Annotated in this window: 14 protein-coding genes and 1 pseudogene; 11 read left to right on the forward strand and 4 right to left on the reverse strand. The window is 41.7% G+C overall.

Going from position 1 to position 17,568, the window contains the following annotated elements:
* The 4 genes and pseudogenes from BMZ58_RS19810 to BMZ58_RS19825 form a co-directional block, all read left to right on the forward strand.
* Positions 1 to 180, forward strand: a pseudogene (locus tag BMZ58_RS19810) (transposase); the annotation flags it as partial.
* A 651-nt stretch (positions 181 to 831) separates the two neighbouring features.
* On the forward strand, positions 832 to 2,292 hold the full coding sequence (locus BMZ58_RS19815; RefSeq protein WP_075038257.1) for a circularly permuted type 2 ATP-grasp protein: 1,461 nt from the start codon (positions 832 to 834) through the stop codon (positions 2,290 to 2,292).
* Complete coding sequence (locus tag BMZ58_RS19820) at positions 2,285 to 3,247, forward strand: alpha-E domain-containing protein (protein WP_075038258.1); 963 nt, start codon at positions 2,285 to 2,287, stop codon at positions 3,245 to 3,247. The genes BMZ58_RS19815 and BMZ58_RS19820 overlap by 8 nt, the downstream gene beginning before the upstream one ends.
* Positions 3,248 to 3,279: 32 nt before the next feature.
* Positions 3,280 to 4,131, forward strand: a complete 852-nt coding sequence (locus BMZ58_RS19825; protein WP_075038259.1) for a transglutaminase family protein — start codon at positions 3,280 to 3,282, stop codon at positions 4,129 to 4,131.
* Between the two features lie 66 nt (positions 4,132 to 4,197).
* Here the strand turns inward: BMZ58_RS19825 and brnQ are convergent, their stop codons facing one another.
* A complete protein-coding gene (gene brnQ / locus BMZ58_RS19830) occupies positions 4,198 to 5,514 on the reverse strand; it encodes a branched-chain amino acid transport system II carrier protein (protein ID WP_075038260.1) in 1,317 nt (438 codons plus the stop codon).
* 332 nt (positions 5,515 to 5,846) lie between these two features.
* On the opposite strand from brnQ, the gene BMZ58_RS19835 reads away from it, so the two are divergent.
* Complete coding sequence (locus BMZ58_RS19835) at positions 5,847 to 7,703, forward strand: cation:proton antiporter (protein WP_075038261.1); 1,857 nt, start codon at positions 5,847 to 5,849, stop codon at positions 7,701 to 7,703.
* 32 nt (positions 7,704 to 7,735) lie between these two features.
* Here BMZ58_RS19835 and BMZ58_RS19840 read toward each other — a convergent pair whose 3' ends face one another.
* Positions 7,736 to 7,918: an SE1832 family protein gene (locus tag BMZ58_RS19840; RefSeq protein ID WP_075038262.1), complete on the reverse strand. Its 183-nt coding sequence runs from the start codon at positions 7,916 to 7,918 to the stop codon at positions 7,736 to 7,738.
* Positions 7,919 to 8,042: 124 nt separating this feature from the next.
* Here BMZ58_RS19840 and BMZ58_RS19845 point away from each other — a divergent pair, with 124 nt between their 5' ends.
* From BMZ58_RS19845 to BMZ58_RS19860, 4 genes are all read left to right on the forward strand, one after another.
* Positions 8,043 to 8,888, forward strand: a complete 846-nt coding sequence (locus BMZ58_RS19845; protein WP_075038263.1) for a GNAT family N-acetyltransferase — start codon at positions 8,043 to 8,045, stop codon at positions 8,886 to 8,888.
* 240 nt (positions 8,889 to 9,128) lie between these two features.
* Entirely contained in the window at positions 9,129 to 9,683 is a 555-nt protein-coding gene (locus tag BMZ58_RS19850) for a TRAP transporter small permease (RefSeq protein ID WP_075038264.1), read from the forward strand.
* Positions 9,684 to 9,711: 28 nt separating this feature from the next.
* On the forward strand, positions 9,712 to 10,977 hold the full coding sequence (locus BMZ58_RS19855) for a TRAP transporter large permease (RefSeq protein ID WP_075038265.1): 1,266 nt from the start codon (positions 9,712 to 9,714) through the stop codon (positions 10,975 to 10,977).
* 101 nt (positions 10,978 to 11,078) lie between these two features.
* Positions 11,079 to 12,086, forward strand: coding sequence for a DctP family TRAP transporter solute-binding subunit (locus BMZ58_RS19860; protein ID WP_075038266.1), 1,008 nt, complete (start codon positions 11,079 to 11,081; stop codon positions 12,084 to 12,086).
* Between the two features lie 522 nt (positions 12,087 to 12,608).
* Here BMZ58_RS19860 and BMZ58_RS19870 read toward each other — a convergent pair.
* Both BMZ58_RS19870 and BMZ58_RS19875 read right to left on the reverse strand, forming a co-directional pair.
* Entirely contained in the window at positions 12,609 to 13,793 is a 1,185-nt protein-coding gene (locus tag BMZ58_RS19870) for an MFS transporter (RefSeq protein ID WP_075038268.1), read from the reverse strand.
* 82 nt (positions 13,794 to 13,875) lie between these two features.
* On the reverse strand, positions 13,876 to 14,952 hold the full coding sequence (locus BMZ58_RS19875) for an AI-2E family transporter (protein WP_075038269.1): 1,077 nt from the start codon (positions 14,950 to 14,952) through the stop codon (positions 13,876 to 13,878).
* A gap of 287 nt (positions 14,953 to 15,239) precedes the next feature.
* Here BMZ58_RS19875 and pepT point away from each other — a divergent pair, with 287 nt between their 5' ends.
* Positions 15,240 to 16,472, forward strand: coding sequence for a peptidase T (pepT, locus tag BMZ58_RS19885; RefSeq protein WP_075038271.1), 1,233 nt, complete (start codon positions 15,240 to 15,242; stop codon positions 16,470 to 16,472).
* 316 nt (positions 16,473 to 16,788) lie between these two features.
* Positions 16,789 to 17,568, forward strand: a complete 780-nt coding sequence (locus BMZ58_RS19890) for a TerC family protein (protein ID WP_075038287.1) — start codon at positions 16,789 to 16,791, stop codon at positions 17,566 to 17,568.

Below are 17,568 nucleotides of genomic sequence, written 5' to 3' on the forward strand. Positions count from 1 at the left end.
ACCAAAGAATTTAAAGAGATATACAAAGAACGTGCAGCACAAGAACGAAAGAATGGGGAAATGAAGAATTTCCATGGTTTAGATCGTGCCGAAGGGTATGGTCTAAGAAGTGTGTCTTCACAAACCAAGTTAACGGCAATAGCGGTTAACTTGAAGAGGATAGCGAAGATAATATCCTCTACCTGAGGCCACCAGCCTCTCCCAAGATCCATTTTTATGGACCTTGGGAGTTTTTTTATGGGCTGAGCCGTATTCTCACAAAAAATACCGTACTTTTTCAGTGGTCTCGGAATAACTCGCTTTCCGCGGGAGCGCGGTGAGCCTCCTCAGGCTACAGCCTTGCGGGGTCTCACCAAGCACTTTTTTCCCGCTGGAGTCTCAACATTCCCCTCCGCCCCTTACCTATATGTGTTTCTCGAAATCATCTTGCGTGTACCTGCCATATGTGACTGCAAGAATCAGGCTATACCGTCGAGGTTATAGCATTTCCGCACCCAAATTTCCTCTTCTGGGAAGATAGTTTCGAGCATCTATCTATCATATGGTGGGTGGGAAAACGGGGAGCCTCCTGCGGGAATGGATTGGCAGGCGAGACCCCGCAGAGCTTTAGCTCGAGGAGGCTTGACGCCATCCCCGCGGAAAGCGAGACGTTTTCCAAACCACCATATTCGCACAAAAATATTCCGAAACTGAGTCTTACACAACAGGGAGCTATTGTGATGGAGGGATTTTATATTGGTGATTAAAAGTTTAAATTTTCTTACAATTTACGTGTGACTAGAGTAAACTAAGGGTATGGGATTTATAGTAAGTATGAATGGAGGAGAGGACGTGTTAACAAATTACCAAACAGGCATTTATTTTGATGAAATGATGAAAAAAGATGGTGCGCCCAAAAGCCACTACCAATGGTTTTACCAGTTGGTGAATCAATTTACAGAGCGGGAGCTACTGAATAAACATGAAACAGCCCAACTGAATTTCCTGCGACAAGGAATCACCTTCACCGTTTATAACCATACAGGGGGAACGGAACGAACGATGCCTTTCGACTTTGTTCCGATCATTATCCCCAGGGACGATTGGGAGAAAATTGAGGCAGGCATGAAACAACGGATGACAGCTCTCAATCTTTTTTTAGACGACATTTATCATGAGCAACGAATTGTAGAGGCAGGGATTATCCCTAAAGACTTGATCGAGAATAATCCGTACTATTATAGCAGACAAGTCAGCGGTTTGGATATACCACTGAAGAACCATATCTTTCTTGCAGGTGTCGATTTAATAAGAGATGAAAAAGGACAATATCGAGTGCTGGAAGATAACTTAAGAAATCCATCTGGTATGTCTTATGTATTTCAAAATCGTTATGTAATGAGACAAGTTTATCCTGAATTGTTCTTTCAGCATTCGATAGAAACGCTAGAACATCAACTCTCTGAACTCCATCAAGCGGTTACCAGTCATCTGCCAATGAATGCTAACCCAACCAAACCGCCGACAGCTGTCTTGTTAACGCCAGGCATCTACAATTCTGCTTATTACGATCATGTTTTTCTCGCTCAACAGATGGGGATTGAGCTTGTCGAAGGGAGAGACTTGACCGTTAAAGATGATGTCGTTTATATGAAAACCATTCGTGGACTCAAACGAGTCGACATTATTTATAGAAGGATCGATGATGACTTTTTGGACCCAGAAGCTTTTCGTCCAGATTCAGCACTAGGTGTCTCAGGGTTACTTAGAGCATACCGGAAAGGAAATGTCTCCATACTTAACGGAATCGGTAATGGAGTCGCTGATGACAAAGCGATGTATGTGTATGTGCCTGATATGATCCGATTCTATTTGGATGAAGATCCCATTATTCCGAATGTGGAGACGTATTCCTTAAGTGATCCCGAAAGACTTGAATATGTATTGGACCATATTGAGGAACTCGTAATCAAAAATGTCGGGGCCTCAGGAGGGTATGATATGTTAATTGGACCTCAATCAGAAGAAAGTGAGAGAGAGGAATTCAAGAGGAAAATTATCGAAAAGCCGCACCAGTATATTGCGCAGCCGACTATTAAATTGTCACGGGCGCCAGCTTACCAGGAGGGTCGTTTTTATCCATGTCATGTCGATTTACGGGTGTTTGTCATGCAAGGGAAAACAACGAATGTGCTTCCAGGTGGGCTCTCGCGAGTTGCCCTTAAAGAAGGATCATTAGTCGTGAACTCTTCGCAAGGTGGAGGCGGGAAAGATACATGGATTTTGGCGGAAAGTGGTGAGCAACATGCTTAGTCGTGTAGCGGATTCTCTTTATTGGATGTCTCGAAACATAGAGAGGGCCGAAAATAATGCAAGGGTGCTAAGTGTCCAACTTATTCACATGTTGGAGGCTTCGAATCAAGAAACCGTAGACCGAGACTGGGAAGAAATTTTGGAGATTTGTGCTTCCGCTAAGGATTATTACGGGCTTTATGAACGTTTAGATCGTGATACCCTCATCCAGTATCTCACTATCAGTCCATTCAATCTTAATTCTTTAATGAATGGCATGAACTATGCTCGAGAAAATGCCCGCTCGACAAGGGATATCCTTCCTGAAGAATTGTGGGAAGTATTGAATGAATTCCATTTGGATCAAAAAGATTGGCAGGAACTTCCGAGCACCAGGCAACACACTCAAGACTATTTGAAAAAGGTGATCAAAACTTCGATGACTTCACAGGGTGTCATTGAATCAAGCATGAGCAGGGGAACCCCTTACACATTCATCAAAATTGGCAAGTGGCTGGAGCGCGCAGAAAAAACAGCTCGAATTTTGAATGTCACTTGCGAGAAAAACAGGAAAGAGACGAATGTTGCGACAGATCATTATTACTATTGGTTGACTGCACTTCAATTTTTGAATGGTTATGATGCCTATATTAAAGAACATCCGCCAACGATGGATTCAAAACATGTGCTCAGCTTTCTCATTAAAGAAGAGACCTTCCCTAGATCCATTTGTTATTGTATGGACCATGTCCTGGAAGCTGCCTCCAAGCTTGAGGGTGGGAAAGTATCCCATTATTCTGAAGACCTATTTCAACTGCTGGAACTGATCCAGGAAGAAATATCCCAAACAGATATCAACGAAATGGATATGAATCAGCTAATGTCTTTCCTTGATCATTTCCAGAATCGGTGTTCGACACTCAGCCGCATGTTCTCTGAAACTTATTACCTAATAGAGCCAGTCCATGCCAAATAGAAAGACGCAAAGATACACAGGAGGAATAGGTAGTGAAATATCATATCCAACATACCAACACTTTTTATTACGATAATTACGTTGATCAGAGCATGAATCATATTCGACTAAAACCACGTACTGATGAATGCCAACGATTATTGGCATATCGGACAGAAATCACACCCGGTTCTATGACGAAGGAACATATTGATCTGTGGGGAAATCATGTGGAGACATTTTTCATTCCTGAAAAGCATCAACATCTCACATTGAAGACCATTTCAACGGTCAGTATCCAAAAAAGCCCATTAATCCGCATGTTAGAGTGTTCGGACGAAATGAGGTCCATTTTCCATTCAGAGCTTTTCCGACATCATTATCTTGCGTACTTGAATGAGACACCCTACACCTTTTTATATAAAGAACAAATACAGGAAATTATGAATGAAGTCGGTGATGCTAATGATCCTATCCGTTTTTCATTGAGGTTGATGGAATATATTAACCGGTCCATCCGCTATGATACAACGGTAACGCAGGTGAACACTAAAGCATGTGAATCATGGCCGCTTCATGCTGGTGTTTGCCAGGATTATGCTCATATTATGATAAGTGTCCTGAGATCCCAGGGGATCCCTTCCAGATATGTTAGTGGTTATTTATATGTTGGCGAAGATTCAGCACTTATCGGAGATGCGGCGACACATGCCTGGGTAGAAGTAATGGCTCCAGGTATCGGTTGGATTGGGCTCGATCCTACCAATAATGTGGAGGCCCTAGAACAGCATATAAGAATTGCCACTGGCAGGGATTATGCAGATGTCAGTCCTCTTCAAGGTGTTTACCGCGGTGGCGGCCAGAACCTTGATGTGAAAGTCAGTGTGGCTTTATTGGATCAATAACGAGCAGATCAAGTTAAGAACACCTAAAAAATCCCTCTCCAAAATGGAGAGGGATTTTCATAGGTGCTAATTTTGATAACTTTCTTTAGGTGGGAACTCTCCTTTTAAATATTGGAAGAGAAAACCGATCAATCCGCCAATCAGGGCAGGGAAGACCCAGCTTAGATTCAACTCAAATAAAGGAAGTTGGCTGATCAAAGGTTCTATAGCACTTACGTCCGCACCGAAAGCGACAAGGCCATCATAAATCCCGATGACGGATGTAAATAGAATCGCCCCTCTATATACGTATGTGGAATGACGGAATAGACGACTCATGAACGTTAACGCCACTAAAACAATCGTAATTGGATAAACGAAAACAAGCACGGGTACAGAATAAGCAATAATCTGGTTCAATCCTATGTTAGATATTCCAAAACTGATCAACGATACGATAATAATCACATGTTGATAGGAAAGTCCTGGTACTCGTTTAGAAAAGAATTGGCCACAAGCAACAGTCAAGCCGATGCACGTGGTCAAACAGGCCAGCCCGACAATCAATCCTAGTAATATCGTACCGACATCTCCATAAAGGATTTGAGCTGCACCGGCCAAAATAGCGCTGCCGTTATCATAGGAGCCTTCTGTCGCCATCTTAGCACCAATCCATCCTATGGAAACATATACACTCGTTAAACCGACAGCTGTAACCAATCCTGCTTTTAGCGTGAGGGATGTTATCTGCTTGGGATCTGTGACCCCGCGATCGCGGAATGAAGCTACAACAATGATTCCAAAGGCTAAGGAAGCAATAGCATCCATGGTTAAATAGCCTTCAATGAAACCGGTAAAGAATGGTTGTGCCTGGTATTTTTCACCCGCTGGTTGTATGGGACCATCCAGGATAAAGAAACTGCCGATAACTAAAGCGAGAATTGCTATAAAAAGAACAGGTGTCAGGATTTGGCCGACACGGTCAACTAGTTTTGAAGGATTTCGGCTGACCCAATAAACGAATAAAAAGAATAAGACCGTAAAAATGAAGAGGGCCATTGATTTTCCGTTTGTAAAAGGGGCGATTCCTGTTTCGAAGGCTACGTTCGCCGCACGTGGTATTGCGAAAAATGGACCGATGACTAAATAGACCATAGCGGTGAATAATAGACCGAACATCGGATGAACTCGTCCGGCTAATTGAACCGCACCATTTCTTACAAGAGATATAGCAGCCACAGTTATGATCGGCAACCCTACTCCAGTAATAACGAAGCCGATGATTGCAGGTATATAAGAAGTTCCTGATTCAATGCCTAAGGAAACAGGATAAATTAAATTTCCAGCACCAAAGAACAAAGCGAATAACGTAAATCCGACAAAAATGGTGTCTTTTGCTTTCATATCTCGCTCCTCCTCATAGATGTCTATTTATTTTGCGTAAAAAAAGCGCTCTTATCCAGAAGGCGAGCGGCAATGTAGTGGGGGTTCATAAATTCATGATATAATGAATTTTCTTTTGGCACGACCGTAATACTATCAATGTCATACCTTTCTGTCAATTATTTTTTTAGAAAATTTAAAAAGGTTATGATTACCAGTATGAATAATACTTTATTAATGGATATGCATTTATAAAGACAAGTTAGTTTACAGAAGGGGGAACGGGATATAAAATATTGTCTATATCAATTTGTGCCCGTACATATACCATATGAATACAAGGGGAATACCCAATGATTGATTCCCTACTATTACAACTGATGTTGATCGGTTTTCTCGGTGTCGGCTCCCAATGGGTGGCATGGAGGTTCAGACTTCCGGCGATTGTAGTCATGTCGATAGCTGGTCTTTTAGCAGGTCCTGTACTGGGAGTGATGAATCCGGAACAAGACTTCGGTGATTTATACAAACCTATAATCTCTTTAGCAGTAGCTGTTATCCTTTTTGAGGGCAGCTTGAATTTAGACTTCAAAGAAGTTAAGGGACTGGGACGACCTGTATTCCGTATCGTTACTTTCGGAGCATTTCTAAGTTGGATTTTAGGCTCTTTGGCCGCTCATTATGTAGCCGGATTATCGTGGGCTGTTGCATTTACTATCGGCGGACTGTTTATCGTTACAGGTCCTACTGTCATTTTACCGCTATTGAGACAGGCGAAGCTAAAGCCCCGTCCAGCTAAGATTCTGAAGTGGGAAGGCATTATTGTTGACCCGATTGGGGCGCTATTAGCTGTATTCGCTTTTGAAATTATAGTTTTCTTAACAGATAATGATCCGTCTGCTCTAATGTTATTCTTCGCGGCGTCCGCATTTGCCGTTTTCCTGGGATGGGTCTGCGGTAAAGGTGTAGGCTGGATGTTTGAAACAGGGTATATCCCTGAATTTTTGAAGTCTCCTGCCGTGTTTGCAGTAGTTATCGCGTGCTTTACCATAGCTGATGAAATTATGCACGAGACAGGGTTGCTTTCTGTTACTGCAATGGGGATGACGCTTGCTAATATGCACATCTCTTCGATTGCGGATATGAGGCACTTCAAAGAAAATATATCATTATTATTGATTTCTACCATTTTTGTCATGTTAACAGCATCTTTGACGGTTGAAACACTTCTTGAAATCTTTAACTTACAGATCATAGGTTTTGTTGCATTGATGCTATTCATTGTCCGTCCATTATCTATATTCCTCTCCACAGTAGGTACGGACTTATCGAAATCAGAAAAACTTTTGGTGGGATGGATTGCTCCACGAGGGATTGTTGCCCTAACCGTTGCGAGCTATTTTGCTAGTGTACTGTTGGAAGAGGGATTCGAGGATGCGTCGATTTTAATTTCCTTGACCTTTGCGCTCGTCTTCACAACAGTTGTCGCTCATGGTTTTTCCATTGGATGGCTTGCTCGTAAATTGCGTTTATCAATGGAAGGACCACCAGGTGTCCTTATTGTTGGTGGAAGTGCTTTTACTACAGGGTTGGCCAAAACATTAGAAGAGCTGAAAATCCCTGTCCTTATTACAGACTCTTCATGGGAGAGGCTGTCCCGAGCTCGCTCACGAGGAATGAAGTCCTATCATGGCGAAATATTATCTGAACAAACGGAATATTATTTGGATATGACTCCTTATGAATATTTGGTTGCTGCAACAGAGTTGGATTCCTATAATGCGCTCGTTTGTACGACGTTCGTTCCGGAGTATGGGCGAAATAACTCCTTTCAGCTCAGCTTGAGCAATAAAGAGGGAGATAACTTGGAAGACTTGGTCCATACCATCGGAGGGAGAGTACTTTTCCAGGAAGGGGCATCATGGGAAGAACTGAATGCACGGGTGGAAAATGGATATGTGTTCCGTAAAACGACAATTACGGATCAATACCCCTATGAAGATTATGTGGAGAACATGGATGAGCACGCTTTGATGTTATTTGTCAAACGCTCTACCGGCAAAGTGGACTTCTTTACACCAAACATGGAATATAAAGCAGAAAATGGCGATGTGATTGTTTCGCTGATGCCTCCTAGTAAGGAATTTGAGAAAATTCAGGAGAAGCTGGAAGGGCAAAGGAAAGGTAAAGAAAACAATAAGACAAAATAAAAATGACGGAGGTGATATCACCTCCGTCATTTTTATTTTTCAGCTTTTGCAAGTTGCTGATTTAGCTCTTTAAGCTCTTTCTCCATACGAGCAAGCTGTTCTTCAGCATTTTGAATATTGCCACCAGCAGCTTCTAGTTTATCCAAATCTCCTTGAATGCGAATATAATCGGATTTCAGGAATGCGATTTGGTCTTGAATCTCTTTTTTTGTCATTAAAGACCTTCCTTTCTTGTGTTGTTCTTCTTTCCGTAAGAAAGTATAATAATAGGAAATTTAACTATATTCAGAATATTAACAAAAAAAATGTTTCAAGCAGAAAGAAAAGGGGTATGTAGTTATGACTATAAGTTATGAGAGCGATCTAATCAAGTTTTTCACAGCTGTGGAACCGTTGTTGTTGAGTAAGGAAGCAGAGAACAATCTCCCACTTGGGATTTTAGAAAGAATGAAAGAATCCGGCGGAAAAAGGAATTGTGATCTCATCTATATTCAAGAAAACGATAAAACTACATTCATGTCGATAAGGACAGCCCCCCATTTATGGATTATTCCATCTTTGGAAAATGGCCACCCTTCCCACCTCGAAGCATTTGCAAAATTTTTATTTGATGGAAAGTATGAAGTTCCAGGCGTTATAGGAAATAAAAAGAGTGTGCAAGGGTTCTTGGAAGAGTGGGAAGCCCTTACAGGTCAGAGAGCTGAATTGCAGATGGAGCAAGGAATTCATCAATTAAACAGGTTGAAACAGATCCCCGAACAACCAGGTGAATTAATTGTAGCAGATTTTTCACACCAGGGATTTTTAGAAAAGTGGATCCAACAATATGGAGTGGAAGTAGGGGAATCTTATGTGCGTGAGCGTGTCCCGGAATTGACAAAAGAGTTAATTGAAACTCAACGATTACATCTTTGGGTCATAGATGGCCAACCTGTATCCATGGCAAGTCGAGCAAGGTCGACAAAAAACGGTGCTACCATTAATGCGGTATACACCCCAGATGAGTTTAAGCGAAACGGATATGCCTCCCAGGTTGTATGGCATCTAACGAATAAATTGCTAGGCCAAGGTTACTCCTTTTGTTCACTTTACACTGATTTGGCCAACCCGACTTCCAATTCAATATATAAAAAAATTGGATATGAAAGGGTCGGGGACTCTGTAGTCTATCATTTTCCATATTGAGATATAATATTTCCAAAATAAGGAATAAGTATTAGTGATTTTGGAGCAATTAGTATCTATAGTGAGGTATGAGGATTATATATGCCTGCAACTTTTACATTTCTTCTACAATGTAAAATATAATCAAAATAGACGAAAAATTCTGTTTTAAGAAATTTGAGAGAATTTACCTTATTCGGTATGATGTTTAGTAATTGACCTAAAAACTACTACAACACTAAATTTAGGAGGATTACATACTTGAATCTTTTAAAAGTAGTAGACAAAATCATATTAAAGATCGAAGAATTCATATTAAGTTATGCTGTCATCATCATTGCTTTGATGGTGGTAGGAAAAGCAATAATCCGCGAAACCTTCAGTTATTCTTTGCCATTTGCTGATGAAGTCAGTCAAATAGCTGTAGTTGTAGCAACTTTTATGGGGATTAGTTATGCAGCAAGAAAAGGAAGGCATATCAGTATGTCCGCCTTTTATGACCTGGCTCCATTTAAGGTTAGGAAAATGTTAGCCATATTCATACCCTTTGTAACAGCGATCGTTTTATTCGTCCTTGCGTACTATTCATCATTATATGTGTTGGATGTTTATGAATCAGGCCGAGTTACATCTGCACTACAGATGCCAGCCTATTTCTTGTACATCTTTATTCCGATCGGCTTCCTGCTCGGAAGTATCCAGTTTTTGCGAAACATGTTAGTGAACATCACCCATCGGGATGAAGTCTATCTAGGGACGGATGCAAAAGATTATAACGATCAAGAAACAAAGGAACTTGAAGGCACACATCTATAATAAAATTTGGTGAAGAAAGGGTAACGATATGATAGCGACTATGCTCATAATCATGGTGATTCTTCTCTTCTTGAATTTTCCTATGATGATTCCGCTGATGGTAGCACCATTGATCATCATATTCATCTATTTTCCAACTTTGGATCCCATGATACTCATGCAACAGTTTTCTACAGGAATAGAAGCTTATGTGCTTCTAGCTGTACCATTGTTCATTTTTGCCGCAGATATTATGACAACAGGAAAAACGTCTAATCGTCTGTTGGATTTCATTGGTTCTTTTATAGGACATATACGTGGGGGCTATGCCGTAACGACTGCCGCCGCATGTACTCTATTCGGGGCGATCTCCGGATCCACGCAAGCGACGGTTGTTGCCATTGGTAAACCGATGCGTCAAAGACTGTTGAAAGTCGGGTATAAAGACTCGTCAGCCATGGCTTTAATCATCAATTCCAGTGACGTCGCATTACTTGTTCCACCGAGTATCGGCATGATTATCTATGGTCTTGTATCAGGTACATCGGTCGGAGATTTATTTATTGCCGGAATTATCCCAGGAGTGCTTGTCTTTTTATGTTTTGCCATCTACAGTATCATCTATGCAAAAGTGGCTGACATCCCACTTGCCGATAAAGCAAACTGGAGCGAGCGTTTGAAGCTGACAAGGAAGGCTCTTTTGCCTCTTGGATTTCCTGTTTTGATTATTGGTGGTATTTATACAGGGCTCTTCAGTCCTACGGAAGCAGCCGGGGTATCCGTACTATATGCATTCATACTGGAAGTGTTGGTTTATCGATCCGTACATATTAAAGAAATGCCGAAAATCGCGAGATCTACCGGACTAGTAACATCCGCTGTATTTGTATTAGTGGCAGGGGGGCAGGCATTCACATGGGTCATTTCATTTGCAAGAATCCCTCAGATGATTACTGAAAGCGTATTGGGTACAGACCCAAGTGCCATGTATGTATTATTGATGGTTACAATTTTCTTCTTTATCGGTTGTATGTTTGTCGACCCGATTGTCGTCATACTCATCTTAACTCCGATATTTTATCCAGCTGCAATGAGTGCTGGTGTCGATCCTATCCATTTAGGTGTCGTCATTACTTTCCAGGCTGCTCTAGGGTCTGCAACGCCGCCGTTCGGAGTGGATATATTTACGGCAAGTGCCGTATTCAATAAACCTTACTTAGAGGTTATCAAAGGCACACCTCCATATATTTTAATAATGTTTGGTATCTCTGCTTTATTAATATTCTTTGAGGAACTTTCACTCATTCTTTTATAAAAACAAAGAGTGAAAGCAAATATACAAAAATTGGGGAGGTCATTTTTATCTTAAAGAAAAAAAGTCTATTAGCACTAGTGTCGTTAGTTGTGTTGAGCTTGATGTTAGCCGCTTGTGGCGGTGGTGATGACGAAGGAAATGCCGCGGGTGACGGGGAAACGTATAACTGGAAGTTCGTAACAGAAGAAATTGACGGACAGGTCCAATACGAATATGCGGAAGAATTCGCAAAACGTATGAATGAGAAATCTGATGGAGCCGTCAATATTGATGTATATGAATTTGGTGGACTTGGTAGTGAATCAGACCAAGTTGAGCAGCTTCAAAGCGGTACAGTGGAAATGGCTGTTATGTCTCCTGGTTTTACAGGTAATATGGTTAAAGAAGGACAACTATTCGCTTTGCATTTTCTATTCCCTGATAGTGTAGAAACTACTCAAGAAATTTTGAATGATAGTGAAGCATTGAATACAGATCTTCGCGAATTGTATGAAGAGCACAGTATTTCTCCTCTTTCTTATTGGTCTGAAGGAGCGATGCAATGGACCTCAAGCAGGGAGATCTCTGAACCGGCAGATTTTGAAGGACTAAAGATGCGTACACAAACATCTCCTTTGATTCTGGAATCTTATAAAGCTTATGGTGCAGATCCACAATCCATGAGTTGGGGAGAGTTGTACACAGGTTTGGATCAAGGAACAGTGGAAGGTCAAGAAAACCCGATCTTCTTCATTGGTGACGCTTCGTTCCATGAAGTACAGGATTATATGACGCTTTCCAACCACAACAACTATGTGGCTATGACAACAGTGAACACAGACTGGTATAACGGATTAGACGAAGAAATGCAATCCATGATCGATGAGACAGTTGAAGAAATGCAAAGTTGGGTATTCGACGAGCAAACGAAGCAAAACGAAGAATATTTGGAAGTCATCAAGAACGATGAAGAAAACCCGACAGAAATCATCGAACTGACAGAAGAGCAGCGTAATGCATTTAAGGAAAAAGCTGAGCCTGTGCGTGATTTCTACCGTACTGAAGTATCCACAGTAGATGGTGAAATCCTTGATAAGCTCCTCGAAGAAATTGAGGCAGCAGGTGAATGAATGTTAATCAACAAAAAGGTCCAGAGCACCCAGCTCTGGACCTTTTCTCTCTTCCAAAAAGCTCCCTATTCCGTAAGACACGGTTTGGAGATGTTTCCGCGGTTCGTTGCCGTGTTGGGCGTCAGGGGTGGTGGGGAAGCTACTCGCATTCCTGGGGGAAACTGGCGAGCTTCCCATCCCCATTACCATACTGAGTATCTCGAAACTTTCGGACGCACAGGATAGGGAGCTATTGGTGAAAAGGCTCAATAGCAGACGTTGTCCTGGGATTTTCTCATGCAACGAGGGATACCATGCAGAGCGATTTCGAGTCTCATTATACGGCTGAGGGGCGGAGGGAAACGGGTTGACTCCTATGGGGCGTGTGGGAGAGGTGAGACCCCGGAAGGCGAAGCCTGAGGAGACTCAGCGGCCACCCCAGGGAAAGCGAACCGTTTTCCGAAGCCCCTAAAGCACCAACAAACATCTCGTAATGAAGTCTTGTAGTATCCTGCTATTTAGTTTAAGGAAATACTTTAGGTTTTATTGAGGAGCTTGCCATGGCTCGGTTTGCTTTCGATAATCGATCACTGTCAGTACCATGACAATGATGAATAGGAAACTGGAAAGCTTGAATAATGTAGCAGTCGTTACAAATTGATAGATAAAACCTAAAATCAAAGCGCTTGATCCGATTCCAAGGTCGATGGATGAATAGTACATACCATTCGCAATACCACTTCGCTCTGTAGTGGTTTTTGAAATGACCCATGCTTGCAGAGCTGGCATCATGGATCCGAATCCAATTCCGAATAAAGCACCAGCAATGACAAGGTGAAGGTTTGTGCTTGCTAAAGCGAGAATCCACATGGCGATAAAGGATACGAAGGAGCAGATAATAATTAATTTCCAAGGTCCACGTTTATCAAAGTAGCGCCCTGTGATAGGACGAGAAATGGTCGCAAACAAGGCATTGAAGAAATAAAAAAGAAAGGTGCCTGTTAAGCCTTGTTCATTCCCGAAAATCACAATATAGGTCACGACCGACCCATATCCAAATGTATTCAAAATAGTGACGAGAGCTGGATACCAGCTTCTTTTTTCAATTAAGGAACCAGTGAAAGAAAAACGTGGAGGGTCTTCCTGGTTCTTATACACTTGTTTTGGAGTGACGAAGCTTGTCACGGAAAAGAGAGCAATCGCAATCAACCCGAGAGCGATCGCAATGATAATCAACAAATTAAAGGAATAATTTTGATAAAGGTAAATACCTAAACTGGGAGCCATAATCATACCGACAGTCACTGATAATCCGAAATAACCCATTCCTTCGCCGACACGTCTCCTCGGAACAAGGTCGACAGCGGCCGTTCCGTTAACGGTCGTTGACCACCCCCATGCTAATCCATGGATAAAGCGGATGACCAAAAGAACGACAACGATTTGTGTGATCGGATAAAGGGCGGTCATGATCAATAAAGCTCCCGCACCAATAAGGACAAGGGCCTTCCGTGGTCGGGTCATGAGAATATGACCGATGAATGGACGGATTATGATTGCCGCAAAAGCGAAAGTGGTGGTGATCAGTCCGATTTGCAGACTACTGCCACCAATCGATTCAATGTAAGGTGGAAGGTTAGGTAGAAGCATCTGGAAACTCATGAATGTGAACAGGTTGGCCAGTATCAAAAAAATGAAGGGCCATGTCCATAGTTTTGGTTGTGGCATTTTAAAATCTCCTCGTGGATGTTTTTTTACATAAAAAAGGAAACCCACTATCCAGTGGATGTAGCGGGCTCCTGTTTTCTATCTATTTAGAGTCTGAAACTGCTTTTCTGTCTAACCATTCCTCATAAAAGTGGCTGATAATAGCTTTTAGAACAGCATAGGTAGGAATGGCGAATAAGAGCCCAAGAAAACCTGCAAGGCTTCCGGCTGCGAGGATCAATGTAATAATCGTGAGCGGGTGGATACTTAAGGCTTTTCCCATCACGTTCGGCGATACAAAATTACCTTCCAGCTGCTGTGCGATAATCGTAATGATCACTACCCATACAGCGAGCATAGGATCCTGGAATAAACCGACAAGTAAAGCTGGAATAACGGCTAAGAATGGTCCGACGAATGGGATTACATTCATTACCATAGCAAACAAAGCTAATGTAAGAGCGTAGTTGAGATCAATAATCATATAGCCGATCAAAAGGAGCAGGCCGACGACGATACTGACGGTCATCTGTCCTAAAATAAATGCGTTTAACGTGTAATCGATAGAACGTGCCAATTTTTCAAAGCTTTTCCCTGCTCGATCATTCAAAAATTGTTTAATGAATGGAATGAGCTTATCTCCATCTTTCAGCATGAAAAAGAGGAAGAATGGAATCAAGACAAGCGCAAAAATGAAACCGATCAATTGACTGATTACATTAATGACTATTTTGGATGCATCTTGTATATAGGTTTGCATATTCTGAGCAACATTCTCAATGGTGTCATTGAACTGGCTCGGTATAATGTCTTGATTTTGTTGCCAGTAAGTCACCGTTTCGGTAAGCATCTCAGCCATATCAGGGATATTATTCACAAGTTTCGTAAATTGATCTTGCGCAATTGGTGCAATGAAGCGTGTAATCAAAAACCCAACAAAAATGAATAATAGGAAGATAATCAAAATACCAAGAATACGGGGAACGCGGTATCTTTCTAATAAATGCAAAATTGGTCGTGATATGTAAAAAAGGATTCCTCCACCGACCAGCGGCACTGCAATAGCACCAATATAGATCAATATAGGCTCAAAGAAAAACTGGATTTTATTCAATAATAAAATGAATAAAGAGAGTAATATAGCTGTTACTATTACTTGGAACCAACGCTTATGAATCAATCGTCAACACTCCTTCAATTATAAAAATCTTTATCCATTCTCTCCTATTGATGGGGTAACCATCTTCGAACAACCTCGGGCTCTTACGTAATGAAGGTCGAGGCGATGCTTTTTCATTTTCTAAACGCAATTCTTATGCTTGATCGGAGCTCGCTCGGAATACAAACCGACCTGGAAAATACAACTAGTTTAAGAATACCAAAGATTGGAGTGGAAGCAATACATTTACTTTTAATCATCGTACGCCTAAACTTAGGGAAGAAGAATCAGTATGGAGGATGATGACAATGAAACAGGAATTACTTGAACGTTTTACCTCTTATGTGAAGATTGATACACAATCAGATGAAACTAATGATCAAACACCGTCTACCGAAAAACAATGGAATCTCGCCCATAAGTTAGTAGAAGAGCTGAAAGAAATCGGAATGAGTAATGTAACTGTGGATGCGCATGCTTACGTGATGGCGACTCTACCATCGAATACAAGTAAAAAGGTACCTACAATTGGGTTCCTCGCTCATTTGGACACTGCAATTGACTTTACAGGTGAAGGTGTAAACCCTCAAGTGATAGAAAACTATGACGGTGGGGAAATTACGTTGAATGAAAATGTCCGATTATCTCCAGAAGAATTCCCAGAACTTCCTACATATAAAGGACAAACGTTAATCACAACTGATGGAACAACTTTGTTAGGCGCCGATAATAAAGCGGGAATTACAGAGATTGTGACAGCAATGAACCACCTCATTCAAAACCCTGAAATCAAACATGGAGATATCCGTGTTGCTTTTACTCCTGATGAAGAAATTGGCAGGGGGCCCCATAAATTCAATGTGGAGAGTTTTGGAGCTTCTTATGCTTATACGGTCGATGGTGGTCCACTTGGTGAGCTTCAATTTGAAAGCTTTAACGCAGCTACCGCAAAGATCATCTTTCATGGACATAGTGTCCACCCTGGAACAGCGAAAAATAAGATGGTCAATGCCACTAAGTTAGCAATTGAATTCCAATCTGCCTTGCCGACAGAAGAAGCCCCGGAACATACAGAGGGGTATGAAGGGTTTTATCATCTCCATTCGTTCAAAGGGGATGTAGAAACGGCAGAGCTTGTTTATTTAATTCGTGATCATGATAAAAATTTATTTAATGATAAAAAACAGAAGTTAGAAAAAATTGCTGACGACCTTAGGAAAGAGTTCGGGGAGAGTCGCGTGTCACTGACCATAGAGGATCAATATTTTAACATGGGAGATAAGATTGAACCGGTCAAACATATCGTTTCCACTGCTTATGAAGCAATGGAAAACAAAGGTGTTTCCCCTCTAGTAAAACCCATACGTGGGGGGACAGATGGATCTCAACTTTCTTATATGGGGTTACCTACTCCGAATATATTTACAGGAGGAGAAAACTTCCATGGTAAATATGAATATATTTCATTGGAAAGCATGGAAAAAGCAACACAGGTGATCGTAGAAATTTCACGATTGTTTGAAGAAAAAACAGAAGGGTGAGGAATGTTGCGGTTTCATCAAACGTCCGTTTGATTTTGAATAAGGAAAGAGTCCTGTTCCATACTAAAATTATTCGGTAAAGTGGGCAGGGAAATAGTTGACAATATCATGTTGCATGCTATGATTAAGGGTAGAATTAGCATTCCTAAAGGGGAGTAGCTGGGACAATAAAGTCGTCATTTCGGGAGGAATTCCCCGGCTTTATTGGCAACGGAAGTTGTTAGCGAGACCTTTACCCGCTGTGGTAAAGGTCTATTTATTTGGTCCTTACCATGGTGGTGAGGGCCATTTTTATGGAGAAAAGGAGAGAATTATTGTGGACGCTCAATTACTGATTGAATATGGTTGGGTACTGCTTGTCCTTGTAGGATTAGAAGGAATCCTGGCCGCGGATAACGCACTTGTCTTGGCAATCATGGTCAAACACTTACCAGAAGAACAACGGAAAAAAGCTTTATTTTACGGATTAGCAGGTGCATTCATACTTAGATTTGGGTCCTTGTTTATCATTTCCTTCCTCGTAGATGTATGGCAAGTCCAGGCGTTAGGAGCTGCTTATTTACTCTTTATATCAGGTAAACATCTTTTTGACCGCTGGAGAACACGGGGAGATGATATAGAAGAAGAGGTGGAAGAAGACGTCGGGAATCAGCGGGGGAAAGGTTTCTGGGTTACAGTATTGAAAGTCGAGTTAGCTGATTTAGCATTTGCAGTCGACTCTATTCTAGCGGCCGTTGCCTTGGCTGTCGCCTTGCCTGAAACCGATCTTCCGGCCATTGGTAGCCTTGATGGAGGGCAGTTTGCTGTCATCTTAGCTGGTGGTATGATTGGTATCATCATCATGCGTTTTGCTGCAGGTTACTTCGTGAAATTATTGAAAGCTCGTCCCGGGTTGGAAGTGGCAGCGTTCGTTATTGTCGGATGGGTTGGTGTAAAACTTGTCGTATCCACACTCGCCCACCCGAATATTCAAATTCTCGATGAGCACTTCGCCCACTCTACAGGATGGAAGGTCTTTTTCTATTCCGTACTCGTATTGATTGCTGTGCTCGGCTGGTTCCTTTCCAATAAAAAAGAAGTTAAAGAAGAAGCATAA

It is taken from the genome of Halobacillus dabanensis (assembly GCF_900114165.1).
Taxonomy (GTDB): domain Bacteria; phylum Bacillota; class Bacilli; order Bacillales; family Halobacillaceae; genus Halobacillus; species Halobacillus dabanensis.

Bases quoted from the DNA above. Each gene is read 5' to 3' on its own strand.
- BMZ58_RS19820 (WP_075038258.1), top strand. From the start codon at position 2,285: ATGCTTAGTCGTGTAGCGGATTCTCTTTATTGGATGTCTCGAAACATA.
- brnQ (WP_075038260.1), bottom strand. From the start codon at position 5,514: ATGAAAGCAAAAGACACCATTTTTGTCGGATTTACGTTATTCGCTTTG.
- BMZ58_RS19835 (WP_075038261.1), top strand. From the start codon at position 5,847: ATGATTGATTCCCTACTATTACAACTGATGTTGATCGGTTTTCTCGGT.
- BMZ58_RS19840 (WP_075038262.1), bottom strand. From the start codon at position 7,918: ATGACAAAAAAAGAGATTCAAGACCAAATCGCATTCCTGAAATCCGAT.
- BMZ58_RS19845 (WP_075038263.1), top strand. From the start codon at position 8,043: ATGACTATAAGTTATGAGAGCGATCTAATCAAGTTTTTCACAGCTGTG.
- BMZ58_RS19855 (WP_075038265.1), top strand. From the start codon at position 9,712: ATGATAGCGACTATGCTCATAATCATGGTGATTCTTCTCTTCTTGAAT.
- BMZ58_RS19860 (WP_075038266.1), top strand. From the start codon at position 11,079: ATGTTAGCCGCTTGTGGCGGTGGTGATGACGAAGGAAATGCCGCGGGT.
- BMZ58_RS19870 (WP_075038268.1), bottom strand. From the start codon at position 13,793: ATGCCACAACCAAAACTATGGACATGGCCCTTCATTTTTTTGATACTG.
- pepT (WP_075038271.1), top strand. From the start codon at position 15,240: ATGAAACAGGAATTACTTGAACGTTTTACCTCTTATGTGAAGATTGAT.